Below are 14077 nucleotides of genomic sequence, written 5' to 3'. Positions count from 1 at the left end.
GGGGCGGGCCCCCACCCTTCGGACACTCGCCGATTCGGGCAGAGTGTTCTTATGGACGACCTGTACCCGCCGATCCATGTGCGCGCCGAGGGCATGCTCGACGTCGGCGACGGGCACTGGATCTACTGCCAGGAAGCCGGGAACCCGGACGGCAAACCCGTGGTCGTCCTGCACGGAGGCCCTGGTAGCGGCATCTCCCCCATGGCCCGTCGGCATTTCGACCCCGAGGCTTACCGGATCATCCTGTTCGACCAACGCGGCGCCGGCCGCAGCACTCCGCACATCGGCACGCCGGACGTCGACCTGCCGGCCAACACCCTCTGGCACCTCGTCTCGGACATGGAAAAGCTGCGCGAACGGCTGAATCTCGAACAGTGGCAGCTCTTCGGCGGCTCATGGGGCGCGACCCTCGCGCTCGCCTACGCCGAAACCCACCCGAGCCGCGTCAGCGAGATCATCCTGCGCGGCGTCTTCACCGTCCGCCGCGGTGAACTCGACTGGATCTACAACGGCGGCGCCGCGAACCTCTTTCCCCACGAGTGGGAAGCCTTCCTCGCACCGATCCCCGAAGACCGCCGCGACGACCCCCTGTCGGCCTACCGCGAGCTCGTCTATCACCCCGATCGGGCGATCCGGGAACGTGCGGCCATCGCTTGGAGCACCTGGGAAGGCGCGATCGTCTGCCTGCGTCCGGATCCCGCCTTCCACAACCAGTACGCGTCTCCGGAATTCGCGGTCACGTTCGCCCGGCTGGCGCTGCACTACTTCTGTCATGGGGCGTGGCTGGAGGAAGGGCAGTTGATCCGGGAGGCCGGGAAGCTTGCCGGGATCCCTGGCGTGATCGTGCAGGGGCGGTACGACGCAGTGTGCCCGCCGACGACGGCTTATGAACTGCACAGGGCTTGGCCGGACTCGAAGCTGGAGCTGGTGGAGGCAGCCGGGCACGCGGTGACGGATCCGGGGATGCTGGCGGCGCTGCGGGACGCGACGGACTCTTTCCGACGTATGCCATACAGAGGCATAATAACCTGATTTTCATCGTCCGTAACACCTGAATAGATCACGATCATCCAAATTTTCCCCGAAGGCATCAATAGCGTTTCTCAACAGCGCTCGCTTAGTTATGCTTGATTCACTTTCGAGTCTTGTCCTGGCGAAATCTAAAACCGAACTCCAAAGCAGTTCATGCATGGTGTATTAAATGATCTCAACCGCGCCGCCCTGGAACAGGGTGTCGATCTCGTTGTGATCAAGGAACTGTTGAGCCACGCCCACATCGGCGTCACCGCCGACGTCTACGCCCACGTCCGACTCCGCCTGCAACGCCAAGCCATCGGCGCCATGAGGACACCCTCGGCGACCAGGGCGACGATCCTGACGACCTACCCGCCACAGCCGTCGTCCGCTGACGTTGCCGTCAAACACCGCAGAGCCCTCATCGACATCGCTGTCGATGAGGGCTCGTGTGCGGTTTTCAGGGTTCTGAAGCCTCAGCCGAGAGGGTGTCGTTTTCTGAAGAACCCAAGTTCATCAAGGCTGCCGCGCATCCTTCTCACTGAAGCGTCCACTCACCCAATGAAATTGGTCGAATCCCAGCCCTCATCATCGAGAACATTGCATTGCGATCTTCCCCATATCGATAGACCGATGAATCGAACCCTGCGTAGAACCTTCCGTCGCTTCCCGAGTACACGGTCAGATGGAAGCTGTCCACGCCAATCGGGAATAGGGGGGTGTCAGCCACCTCTGTGCATCGGCGAGCCACGTCTGCATCACGGGTGGTGCAGACCGCGGACGGATCAAAATTCGTCCAACTTGAGATCCTCTCCCCCGCGATAACGAGGGCTGGGAGATGGTCGATCCTTAGGCCAAGATATTCACCCAAGAACTTCCTTGCCTCCTCATGACAGGCGAAACCGACACGCTCCAGACCCGCCACGATGGCATCCGTCTCACGGCGAAACCCAGCCCCCTCCCAGCCACACGACCTGAGGAATTTCTCCAGCTCCGACTCGCGCATCCTTTTCACCTCGATAGGTCTGTCGCTCCACGCCGAACAAGAACACTCTGACAGGATAAGCACGCTGCTTCTGGGGCACCCGTGGCACTGCGAACGGTCAAGAACTCGATGTCACTCAACCGCAGCGAGCGCCCGACTTGATCCTCAAAATCGGCTCCATGTTCGGCGATTAGAGCATTGCAGGCCCGGATCTCGGCACAGTTATCGGCTCCGCGGCCAGCGATCTGCCCACCATCCGCAAGAACGGAATCAATCTCGGGCTCGAAATAGGCGGGGCGGGACGAATGACCAGAGTGACCTGTGGAAACCATATCCGTAGCCCGGAACCGAGCTGCTGCGCTCATTGTGGCGTCCGCGGGCGCCGATTGCGCTGCTGCTCTAGCCTCACTTCCGCAGTTGTGAACCAGGACCGGATTGGCCCCTGCCAGCACATAGTACGTGTGGTCGCCATCGACGGTCAGGTTGTAGACCCGCCGCACCTCCGACCACGACCGCGTCCCCGCAACCGTCGCATCCCGACGATCACCAGTCTCCAACCGATGACCGGCCCTCAGATCAACAGCGTTCGACCACCGCTTCTCCGACTCCACCCGGAACGGATGCTCATCCGTCGCCACCACAGACCCACGACCAGCCCCACTCGCGACACCGACCTCCACCAACGTCCGCTTGCTCGCATGCGACCGCGCATCCGTCACCACCCGAACCGCAGAACGCCCCGTCGTCGGATCCCAAGAGGGCTCCGACCTTCCTCACCCTCGAAGCCACAAACACACCACGCAAGTGACATTCTCAGTAAGATACAAGGATGACTCAACGGTTTGCCGATATCCTGCAGGGCCTGATGGACAATCGTGAATTGTCACCCCGGGCTGTCAGTCGAGCCTCAGCGCGAGCCGAATCAACCATTCTTCAATTACTTAATGGAGCCGTTCCGCCATCACCGGAAACAGTGAAAGATATCGCACCAGTACTGAACATTCCCGAAGCTGACTTGCTTATAATTGCCGGTCTTACAACAAGGCAATCCTCAAGCGCCACCAAGTCCTACCGAAATTCAACTGAAATCGGCGAGCTAGTTTCTATTGCAAGCTCGCTTTCAGCCGAACAACTTCGGCGATTGATTGACGTTGCTCGAAACCTGAAGTCGGAAGAGCGCAACTAAGTCACTCGTCCAGTCCCGCTCGCCCTCTCGGATCGAGTAGGACTGGACGAACGGGAACTCATCCAAAATTGAAGGGCTCCCACCTTGCCCTACTCACGTTGAAGCCATTTTTGCCCAGGGCGTCTCGCGCCACTAATTCCATACCGGATCCATTCGGCTTATAGTGGCCAGAGAAGTTACCAAATTCGGTAATGGATCCATTTGATACGTCAAATGTGCCAGCCATGGCCACAGGCTTACCGCCAGAGAGGCTCGTATGCCCCGCCCATACGCCACTATCGAAGACGCTCTCGTGAAACGCTCTCACCGAACCACCCGGCGCCACTACGTAATGGTAATTACCGCCCTGGAGATCTCCTCCCCTGGTCACCACTGCGCTCACGGGGAGGGGGTCCTGCGGGGTGGTGTCCGTACCAGGACGCCCCGCGACATACATCTCGGTGTGACCGGCGCTTGGGCCGCAATTATGGGTGAGGACCGGCGTCTGGCCTGCGACAACGAAGTACGTGTGGTCGCCATCGACGGTCAGGTTGTAGACCCGCCGCACCTCCGACCACGACCGCGTCCCCGTAACCGTCGCATCCCGATGATCACCGGTCTCCAACCGGTGCCAGCCCTCAAATCAACAGCGTTCGACCACCGCTTCTCCGACTCCACCCAGAACGGATGCTCATCCGTCGCCATTGAACTCTAGGCGAAGCACTGACAAACAGTTTTGATAGTACCTCGATGAGTCGAACACATTTGACCGATAGAGCGGGTTGCCTCCAATTCCGCACAGTAGCACCATCCGGCATCAGGCGGATTGATTGCGGCGCACCTTCGCGAGATCCAAGTCAGACTCTCTCGAACTAAGCCTCAATTGCCCTCCCGAAGAGGTGTAGCCGCCTGATACAACCTGCAGCTCTGCACCTGCAACAGGCCACTCAGACTGCTTCACAGGCAAGTCGCTGATCAGAATTCGATCCACGACTCCAATCTCTCCTGAGGGAACCCGGACCCTCAATCCATATGGCCTCTGTTCGACAACCACACCCGTAACGATCTGCCATCGCTCCAGGCGAGGAAATAGTTCGCTCATCTTCTACCATTCCACGGAAACCTCGGGTGCGCGTTCAGCTCTTCAAAGAGCTCCTTGTAGACCACATATTCTACATGCTCCTCGGTGAAGCCGCCCCACTCATCAATCATGCCCTTGTTAATATTTTCCTGAAGCCACGCGGTTGGAACTTTGATCTTGAACCCAACGCCGTGAGTATCCTCAGAGCCACGAGCCCAGTCGGTCGCGGCTTTCTCGTTACCAAAGTGTGCAGCGCCGTCATCTCCACGGTCTGCGTTACGAGGGAAGTGCGCCTCATCCAAGCCATGGTCCAGCTCAGATCGCCCTCTTTCGATCGGCGACGTCCGGTAAAGATAGGTAGAGTCACCACAGTTATGCGTGAGGACAGGTGTCTGGCCTGCCACAACGAAGTACGTGTGGTCCGTGTCGACGGTCAGGTTGTAGACCCGCCGTACCTCCGACCACGACCGCGTCCCCGTGACCGTCGCATCCCGATGATCCCCGGTCTCCAACCGATGACCAGCCTTCAGATCAACAGCGTGAGACCACCGCTTCTCCGACTCCACCCAAAACGGATGCTCATCCGTCGCCACCACAGACCCACGACCGGCCTCACTCGCGACACCGACCTCCACCAACGTCCGCTTGCTCGCATGCGACCGGGTATCGGTCACCACCCGAACCGTGGAACGCCCCGTCGTCGGATCCTTCGCCAGAACCTTGTCCCCGACCCTCACATCCTTGATCGGCTTACGAGACCCGTCACCCATCACCACCAGCGTGTTCGGATCAAAACTGTTCACACAGCTCGTAGCCGGACCGATCGACGACTCGTCGTGATGCTTACCCCGACTCTTGTTCCGCCCGGCCAAACCACCCAGAGCAGACAGAAGATCATCAGGAGAAGCACCCGACTGAGCAACCTCCGACACCGCCGTCACGGTCTCTGCGACGTTCTGGACGACGTTCCCGTCCCCCACCACCTGCTTCTTGAAGAAATCGAAAACCCGACCCGAATCCTGCACATCCGCCTTGAACGCCTGCACCACCCGAGCCGGCATCAACGGCGACGACGACACCAGATCCGTCCCCTTGAACACCGGCTTCAACGCCGCCTTCAACGTCGGAATCGGATTACGCTTCGCCGTCCGCTCCGCGGCACCCCGCGCAGCAGCCGCAGCAGCCTTCTTCTTCGCCAGAATCGCCGCAGCACGCCGAGCCGCGGCCGCGGCAGCCGCAGCAGCCGCCTTACGGGCAGCCGCTACCGCGGAGGCCTTCCGAGCGGCAGCCGACGCGGCATCGTCGACACCCCGCCGTGCAGCGCCGGCGACATCATCGCCATAGCGACGGCCGAGACCGATCGCGTCGTCGGCGTGGCGGCCCGCCCGTCGGCCATTGCCGATGAAGTCGCCCGCCTTTCGAGCCCACTTCGCCGCGGTCGCGGCGTTGCCGCCGAACGGGATCGCGCCCGCCGCCGACCAGGCGGCGTTTTCCCAGTCACCCTCGGCCGCGTAGATCGCGGCGTTCGCGAGATCGGCGATCTCGCCGATGCCGGGGATCATGCCCGCCACGTCCAGGGCGGTGTGCACGATGGTGCCCGCCTTGTCCCACAGGTCACTGAACCAACCGTGACCATCCGGGTCGAAGTAGTTCAGCGGCGAACCCAAGACGTAGGAGTAGCGGTTCGCGCTGATCGACGGCGAGAACGGGAGCTCGATGCTGTCGCGCGAGGCGAAGGTGCCGGACCCCGGCTGATACCACCGCGCCCCCATGTTGACGTTCCCGTTGTCGGGATCCGTCCAGTCACCCTGGAAGCCGACGGTCCGCGACGCACCGGTCGACGCGATCCGCTTGCCGTACGGGTCGTACGCCGTCGAGTCGACGACGCCACCCGACGCGGGCGCCAGCGCGCCGACGACGTCGCCGTGCCGGTCGGAAAGCGTGAGCCGGGAATCGGCTCCCTGCGAGAGCGACACCAAAGAGCCATCCGGACCGCGGCCGAAGCGCGAGACACCGTCGCTGACTGTGTCTCGTTCCATCCCCGCGTAGGAGAACTTCTGTCCGCCTCGGGTCGCGAGCCGGTCGAAGTCGTCATACGTGTATTCGGTCGTACCGAACTTGACCAGCCTGTCGAAGGCGTCGAAGGAGTACTTCTCCTCCATGCCGGACGACGTGCGTGAACTCAGTGAACCACGCGGCGAGTACGCGTACGTGTAGTCGCCATCGGCGAGAACACGGTTCCGCTCGTCGTAGGTCGCGTTCTTGTCACCCGCCTTGACCCGGTTGCCCGAGTCGTCCCAGCCGTACTCGGTCGACTTACCCGACGGGTCCGTCCAGGAGAGCATGCGCCCTTGGAAGTCGTACGAGTAGCTGTTCTGACCGGAGCCGGCCAATCCCGCGGTCGTCTTCGTCTTGACCCGGTCGTTTGGGTCGTAGGTGTAGGCGATCGACGAGAGGACCGTGCCGTTCGCTTCCTTCAGGACGTCGGACTTCGGCCGTGCGAGGTTGTCGTAGTCGTAAGTCCGGACACGACCGGCTCCGTAGTCGACCGTCTTGACCTTGCCCGCTTCGTTGTAGCCGTAGGTCAGCTTGCCACCGGTCGCGCCGTCGGTCACGGAGTCCAGACGGCCCTTGAGGTAGCCGTAACCGGTGGTGCCGGCGGCGTCCTTGCGGGTGATGACACGCCCGGCGTTGTCATACTCGAAGGACGACGCGCCGGAAGTACCGGTCGCGGTCAGCAGACCACCACGGTCGTTGTAGGTGTATGCGTTGCTTCCCGCCACCCGCACACGACCGTCGGCGTCGTAGGTCCGTGTCTTGCCGGTGGTCTGCGTCTCGGCGCCCGAGCCGGTCTCCGTGAGCATCCGGTTCAGCGCGTCGAACGTCCGGTCGCGGTTCACGTTTCCGGGCGCGGTCAGCCGGGTCGCGTTGCCCGTGGCGTCGTAGGACTGCGTCCAGGTCCGATCCGCCGCCGCGGGGTGTGCGGCGGTGGACGGCTCGACCACCGACTCCGGCAGGTTCAGGCTGTTGTAGGTGAAGACGGTCTTGTTCGATCGGCCGTCGGTGAACCTGGTGCGGTTTCCGGCCGCGTCGTAGCCGAACGACGTCGTGATCGTCTTCCCGTCCGCGACGGGCTCGACCTGGCTGGACAGCCGGTTCGCCGCGTCGTAGCTGAACGTGGTGACCCGCTTCTCCCAGTCCTCCGACGTCCGCATGTTGCCGGCGGGGTCGTAGGTGAACTTGCGCTCCCGCAACACCGGCTGCGAGCCGGTCCACTGGCCGTCGACGTCGAACTCGGAGATCACGCGTCCGGCCAGGTCGTAGTTGAGCCGTTTCGTGGCGCCCGCGCCGTCGCTCGCCCGGACCAGCCTGCCCTGCCGGTCATAGCCCCGCTTGGTGGTGACTCCGGCCGGGTCGACCGCGGTGATCAGCTGGTTCAGCTTGTCGTAGGTGTTCAGGCTCTTCTCGCCGGCCGGATTCTCGACCGCCACCACGTTGCCCGCGTCGTCGTGCCGGTACTTCGTGGTGTACGCGGCAGGCGTCGGGAACCGCTCCACCGCGGTCGACGTGGCCTTTCGGCCCAGTTCGTCATAGGTCGCTTCGACCCGGGCACCTGTCGGCGAAGTCACGGACAGGGGCAGGCCGGTCATCGTGTACGAGTACTTCCAGACACCGGCTGCCGTGCCACCGTCCTGCGGGTCGTGCCGCTCCAGCAGCCTTCCCAGCTGGTCGTACCGCAGTTCGGTCGCGTGCTGCCGGGCGTCGATCTGCTTGATCACGCGCCCCACGGCGTCGTACCGGATCTCCTTGGTCGGCGTGATCGGCGCCGTGGCGCCGGGCGGCGTGTACGACGGCAGGCTCGCCTTCACCAGCTGCCCGAGTTTGTCGTACTCGGCCGTGGTGACGCGACCGAGCGGGTCCTTCGTGTGCGTGACCGAACCGAAGGTGTCGTAACCGGTGACCATGGTCGCTTGCGCGTCCACCGGCGCGCCGCCGTTCGACTCCGTGCGGACTCGCGGACCGGTGGCCCGGATGGGCCTGGCCAGCTGGTCGTACGCCATCGTCGTCGCGTACTGGGACGACGACTGGTTCCCACGAGGATCGGTGACGGACACCGGCATCCCGCGTTCGTCGTAGTCCCAGGTGGTGATCAGCCGTTCCTGACCATTGTGGACGGTCTGCTTGATTCGCTGGCCGGAGGCGTTGTACTCGAATTCGGTGATCTCAGCGGTGTTCACCTGTCCGCCACCGGTGTTCGAGGGATTACCGGACTTCTCGGTGCGGATCACATTGCCGCTGCGGTCGTAGGTGAACCTCGTGCTGCGATCGAGTCCGCCGGGGTCTTCGATCGACTGTGTGAGCCTGTTGACCGTGTCGTAGTCGTAGGTCGTGGTCCGGTTTCCGGCCGTGGTCTGCTTGGTCAGGTTCCCGGCGCCGTCGTAGCTGTTGTTCTCCAGCACGAGGTCGCGAACGTATCCGGTGACCGGATCCTTATAGCCCTCCGCAACGACCTGAGCGACCAGATCGTTGGCATAGTAGTTGTTCCTCGTCGTACGGCCCATCGCGTCGACGTGCAGGATCTGCCGTCCGGACTCGTCGTACCGGAAGGACTCGAGCACTGTCGGCTTCGAGTTCGCCGGATCGGTGTCCCCTTCCCCGTCGCCGGGGCGGCCGTCCCCGTCGGCCGGATCGACCACGCCGCCGTGCCAGCCGTGCAGGCGTACCTCGGCGACTTCGTTGCGAGCCGTATAGGCGTAGGACTTCTTCACACCGCTCGCGTCGATTTCGAACATTCGGTTGCCGAAGACGTCGAAGCCGTACCTCGTTCCCTTGCCCTCCGGGTTGACGAGGTGCACGAGACGGCCATGATCGTCGTATTCACGAGTGGTGACGCGGGGCGGGTCGCCACCGACGAGGTCCGAAACCTCCTCGCGCTCGATGTTCCCGTCCTTGTCGTAGGACGTGACCGTCCGGGCACGATGTTTGACGCCGGTCACGGCGTTCGTGGTCTCGGGCCCTGTCTCGGCCTTCACTCGCGAAAGCGCGTCGTATTCATAGGTGGTCGTGATGCCATCGGGGTACGCGTCCACGTAGATCGTGGACGAGGTCCGCCGTCCGGCGGCGTCGTAGACGAATCGTGTCCGCATTCCGGACGCTTGCTGGATCTCGCCGAGATCGCCGGTGCTGTAGTACCGGAAGTTCGTGCTCTCACCCGTCGCGCTCACCGTCGACAGCAACAGGTCGGCCGGCACCGGGACACCCACGTTGTCGAGCGGCTGCTCGGTGCCCGTGGTGTAGCTGTGCACGACCTCGCCGCCATCGGGCATCTTCTGGCTGATGAGGTCGCCCTTGGCGTTGTAGAGATACGTGGTCAGGTACCGGTTGTCCTCGGCGTTCGTGGACCTTCCGTCCCGGCTCCAGACGACCTTGTCGTTACGCGGATCGAGCGGGTTGTCCGGGCTGAAGTGGTAGCCGAAATATTCGGTCTGGCAGCGGCCGGGCATCTGGCAGGTCCGCTTGCTGATGATGTTGCCCCGCTGGTCGAATCCGAGCGTGACCTCATTGAGGTTCTCGGAGACGATGGTGTTCTGGTTGCCTTCGTCGTCGTAGTCGTAGGTTCGGATCCCGTAGCCGACTTCCCCGGAGGGCTGCCCGGCCTGGTCTTCCGGGCGGACGCCGAGCCCCAGCGGGGTGACCGTCCGCAGAATCCGGCCCCGAACCGGGTCGTAGTCGAAGGTGTGGTTGCGGTTCCCCGGATCGGTGAACTGAACGGTGCGGATCAGATTGTTCTCTTCACCGGTGATCACCGGCACGCCGAGCCGCCAGTTGCCGCCGTTGCGATCGGTGTAGCTCTTCACCCGCTCGCTGACCGTGTCGTATTCCAACTCGGCGGCGATCTTGCCGCTGGGCAGGGTGATCTTGCTGAGCCCTTCGGACGGCTGAGCAGCCTGGAACTGCTCGCGGACCGCGTTGTCCCCCAGAGGTTTGGTGTAGACGGCCACCTCGTCGATCGCTCCGGCGAAGTACCCGTGGTCGTTGCCGGGCTTGGCAGGCCAGTTACCGGAGACGAAGCCGGCGCCCACGTACGTCTTGGTCTGGTTGCCGTGATCGATCACGCCCTGCTTGGTCGCGATCTGGACACCGTCGAGATAGAGCCATTGTGTCGCCAGCGATCCGGAAAGCACCACGTGATGCCACTTGTTGTCGTTGACCACACCGGAAGTGCTCATCGGCGCGGTCGTACCGTCCGCGAACTGCCCGTAGAGCTTTCCGTTCGTCCCGACGTACAACGCCGGGGTGTAGGCGTTCTGCAGGGAACCCGAGATCTCGTTCTGCTGGTAGCCCAGCAGAACACCGGCACCACTGGTCTTGAACCACAGCCCGACCGAGAGATCCCTGCTCTTCTTGACCGCCCCGTCCGGGAGTTGCAGCACCGAGGTCGACCCGTTGAAGGTCGCCGCGGTGTCGGCCGAACCCGGCACCGCTCCCGCCGTCCCGAGCACGACGTTCTTGTACTTTCCGTTGTCCTTGCCCCGGTTGAGCGCCACCTGGCTGACGGCGGTCTCGCCGCTCTGATCGCCCAATCGCCAGTACCCGTCCGGCGCCGTGTCATTGACGACCGTGCGGAACCTGGACTGATCGGCGTAGTCGTACCGGGTGATGTTCGCCAGGGGGTCTTCGACCTGTCGCAACCGGTTGCCCTCGTAGGAGTACTTCCAGTTCCGGATCTGGCCGTTGACCTCGGTCGCGAACACCTCGGCGACCTTGCGATCCTGGATCCGGAAGACCAGTTGCCGCCCGCTGGCCAGATCGAGGGCACGAGTAAGGGCGTCGCCCTCCCAATAGATCCTGACGCCACGCCCGACGCCGTCGGTGTAACCGGTCAGCTTGCCCGCGGAGTCGAAGCGATACGTGGTCGCCGACATGTCGGTCAGCGACCAGCCGCCGTCCGGCTCGGATTTGAAGCCGGCGTACCGGCCCTGCGGCGGCGCGTAGGTGCCGTCCGGGTTCAGCCCGAACCGCAACTGCTGGCCGTCGGGATAGGTGACCAGGGCGTTCCCCACGTAGTCCCGGACCACGCGCATGTCGTACTTCGTCGCCCATCCCGTGCCGAACCAGTGGTCGCGGCGGGGATCCAAGGTGTTGTAGGTCCGGACGACACTCAGGCCGGGGCCGGCCGTCGGCATCTGGACATCGATCGCACTGGAGTGGTAGTTGCCGACCATCGGGTCGAAGTCACGGTCGGTTCCGCTGTGCGGGGTCATGGCCATATGCGAGGTGATCGCCGGCTGCGGGACGGCGCTCAAGATGGCACTGAACGGCAGCGCTTCGCTCTCGCTGTTGCCGTCGAACGCGAACGAGCGCCAGAGGTAGATCTTGTTCCAGAACAACTTCTTGTCCGGGACCGTCCAGGTCGGACTCGTCTGATGCGCCGAGCTGAAGCAGTTGACCGGGTTGTCGTCCGCGCCCTTTTCGCAAACCTCGAACCGGTACTTCAGGGTGCTGCCCGCTGGCGGGTCGACGTCGATACCGCTCGCCCACAACTGCGGGGTCAGCGTCTGGACGGAGGCGCCATTGAGCGGGTACTGCTGCTTGATGAACGGCGGCACGTCGTACACGTCGAGGCCGATACGAGCGGGCGCGACCTGGTGATCGGTGAAGTAGTCGCCGGGCTTGCGGAACATGCTGAAGTCGAGGAGATAGCTGCCCACCCCGATCGGCTTGATCTCCGCGTCGAGTGTGACGGAAGCGCCGCGCGCCACGTCACCGGGAAGCTCAGCCGCGAGCTGAGAGCCGAGCGGGTTACCACTCCGGTCGTAGACGCGGTAACCCAGCGCGAAGTCGTTGCGCGACCAGGCCTGCGCCCCACGGTTCGTCACGGTGATCTTGACCTTGCCCGAGGCCGCGCGGGTGACCGGCGGTTCCGGTGTGGCGCGGTCGATGCGGTAGTCGGCGTTGTAGGGCGAGTGCGTCACGTAGAGACGCGGGGGGTTGGCCGTGCCGAAGCCGGTGAAGCGCTTCCACGCCGCCGGGTCCGTCGGCGCCTGAAGGGCGAGACCATGGTTCGGAGCACCGCCCGCCCACTGCTGGACGAGCTCCCGGCCGCCGACGCCCAGGTCGATCAGTTCGTGGGCGGTCGGGCAGTTCGACCTGGTCGCCAAGGGGGCCATGTACCCGTGTGAGAAGACCCCGCCACCCAGCGCACCGCCGATCGGGGGTGTTCCGGATGAACCCCAGTCCGCGGTGACCGGGTGCACGCTCATCGGACGGGGAGTACAGGAGCCGGACCAGAAGTTGGTCAGCTGCAGCTGGGCACCGAAGATCCGGTTGTCCTTCAGATCTCCGCCGATGCCGCCGAAGCGCAGGTAGCTCGAAGCGGTCTTGCCGCCGCTGCGGCCGATGCGCAACTCGTTGGCGTTGGTGTACCGAGTGCCGTTCTCCACCACGAGGTTGCCGGTGCTGACCGACTCCTTGACCACGGTGGGATCGACCCGCACGGGGTAGACCCTGGCCGGGTCCCGCAGCCACGCGGAGTCGAGTTCCACCCGGAGGATCTGCTTGCCATCACGGCTTCCGAGCCGGTAGGTGACGCCATAGGAGGTCGCGGGCTCACCGCTTTCCTGACGACTGGAGTCGAGCATGTAACCCGCCGGGACGCGCAGGACGACCGCACCCGCCCGGTCGACGAAGACCACTTGGCCATCGGCGATCCTCGCCTCGAGTCCCTTCAGATCCAGCGCGAACTCCCAGGCATGGGGAGCGTCGGGGTTCTTGAGGACGAACCACTCCTTGGCCGCGCCCGCGGTGAACTCGACCCGCATGTCGGCGTTCGGCAGAACATCGGGGTACCCGACCGCGTTGCCTTCCGCGCGTCCGGCCGTCGCCCGCGCACCCAGCAGGTTGAAGGCGGCCTCGTGCCCGGCGCCGTCGCTCACCCGCATCGTGCCGTTCGTCTGTCCCATGTGGACCTGGAGCTCGTCGCCCGCCTTGCGCCAGCCGCCTGCCTGGTCAGGGACGGCGCGGGTGTCGACGGGGCCGAACCCGCCCTCAGGCAGCGGGAAGTTCAGCGGATCCTGGCCGTAGACGGTGGTCTGCGTACCGTCGGGGTTGTCGTAGACGCTGCTGTGCGTGGTGCGCTGCCGCGGCAGTTCCTTGCTGGCCTGCGCGTCGAAACCACGCACCGGGGCGGCAGGCGGCGGTACGACTTTGGCGCTACTGCGCTTGTCGGAGGCGGGTTCGGGAAAGGTGATCGGCGGGTACTTCGACTGAAGCGAAGTGGCTGTCGCCCGATTGATCGAGGGCGTAGCGGCGTTGTCGGGGGTCGGCCGGTCCGCGACGCCTTCGGCGGATCCCGACTCCTGCTTCGGGGCGTCCGCCACAGCCGACGCACCCGCCTCGTCCGACGACGGAAACCGCTGTGAAGCCGCCGGCCCCAGCGTCGCCACGAGTGCGACGATCAGCAGCAACGCGAGCGTCACCCGGAGTCTTGCGCGCAGGACAGGTCCACGACGGATCCGCTTCATGATTTCCCCCCTTGGGATGCCCACCCAGGACAGCCCTCGGCTCCTTCAGAGCAGGTCGGCGAGTTGATATTGCTGGGTGACGAGAGGTCCGGCAAGGCCTTTTACCGATTTTGGGCCAAATGGCCGTGGCCGAATGAACACGCGTGGATGACCGAACAACCATCGACCATGCGTTCGATGAGCCGAATAGCTTGTTAGCCGAAGATGAGCTAAATCACAAATCTTCGCCAGCGCCGCTCGAATCACACTTTCGGCCGAATGACGGCGCTCTGACCAGCCGCTAGCGTCCGGCGTGCTCATAGCCAGAA

5 protein-coding genes and 1 pseudogene are annotated in these 14077 nt (G+C 63.9%); 2 read left to right on the top strand and 4 right to left on the bottom strand.

Going from position 1 to position 14077, the window contains the following annotated elements:
• The first annotated feature begins 51 nt into the window (after nt 1-51).
• On the top strand, nt 52-1032 hold the full coding sequence (gene pip, locus H074_RS37370; protein WP_007035298.1) for a prolyl aminopeptidase: 981 nt from the start codon (nt 52-54) through the stop codon (nt 1030-1032).
• A gap of 520 nt (nt 1033-1552) precedes the next feature.
• On the opposite strand, the gene H074_RS37365 is transcribed toward pip, so the two are convergent.
• Together H074_RS37365 and H074_RS42455 are read right to left on the bottom strand one after the other, a co-directional pair.
• Nucleotides 1553-2020, bottom strand: a complete 468-nt coding sequence (locus H074_RS37365; protein WP_039924484.1) for an SUKH-3 domain-containing protein — start codon at nt 2018-2020, stop codon at nt 1553-1555.
• A gap of 5 nt (nt 2021-2025) precedes the next feature.
• Nucleotides 2026-2736, bottom strand: a pseudogene (locus tag H074_RS42455) (polymorphic toxin-type HINT domain-containing protein); the annotation flags it as partial.
• Nucleotides 2737-2828: 92 nt separating this feature from the next.
• Here H074_RS42455 and H074_RS39850 point away from each other — a divergent pair.
• Complete coding sequence (locus H074_RS39850; RefSeq protein ID WP_152521584.1) at nt 2829-3185, top strand: helix-turn-helix domain-containing protein; 357 nt, start codon at nt 2829-2831, stop codon at nt 3183-3185.
• 58 nt (nt 3186-3243) lie between these two features.
• Here the strand turns inward: H074_RS39850 and H074_RS42450 are convergent, their stop codons facing one another.
• Both H074_RS42450 and H074_RS37360 read right to left on the bottom strand, forming a co-directional pair.
• Nucleotides 3244-3732 carry a hypothetical protein gene (locus H074_RS42450; protein WP_161630731.1) on the bottom strand — a complete coding sequence of 163 codons (489 nt, stop codon included), beginning with the start codon at nt 3730-3732 and terminating at the stop codon, nt 3244-3246.
• Between the two features lie 530 nt (nt 3733-4262).
• Nucleotides 4263-13769, bottom strand: a complete 9507-nt coding sequence (locus tag H074_RS37360; protein ID WP_083920570.1) for an RHS repeat-associated core domain-containing protein — start codon at nt 13767-13769, stop codon at nt 4263-4265.
• Nucleotides 13770-14077 lie beyond the last annotated feature (308 nt).

It is taken from the genome of Amycolatopsis decaplanina DSM 44594, assembly GCF_000342005.1.
In the GTDB taxonomy this organism is placed as follows: domain Bacteria; phylum Actinomycetota; class Actinomycetes; order Mycobacteriales; family Pseudonocardiaceae; genus Amycolatopsis; species Amycolatopsis decaplanina.
Note: the sequence above shows the minus strand (reverse complement) of the source record. Positions and strands in the feature narration are given on the sequence as shown.

Coding starts and splice junctions, on each gene's coding strand:
- pip (WP_007035298.1), top strand. CDS start 52: ATGGACGACCTGTACCCGCCGATCCATGTGCGCGCCGAGGGCATGCTC.
- H074_RS37365 (WP_039924484.1), bottom strand. CDS start 2,020: ATGCGCGAGTCGGAGCTGGAGAAATTCCTCAGGTCGTGTGGCTGGGAG.
- H074_RS39850 (WP_152521584.1), top strand. CDS start 2,829: ATGACTCAACGGTTTGCCGATATCCTGCAGGGCCTGATGGACAATCGT.
- H074_RS37360 (WP_083920570.1), bottom strand. CDS start 13,769: ATGAAGCGGATCCGTCGTGGACCTGTCCTGCGCGCAAGACTCCGGGTG.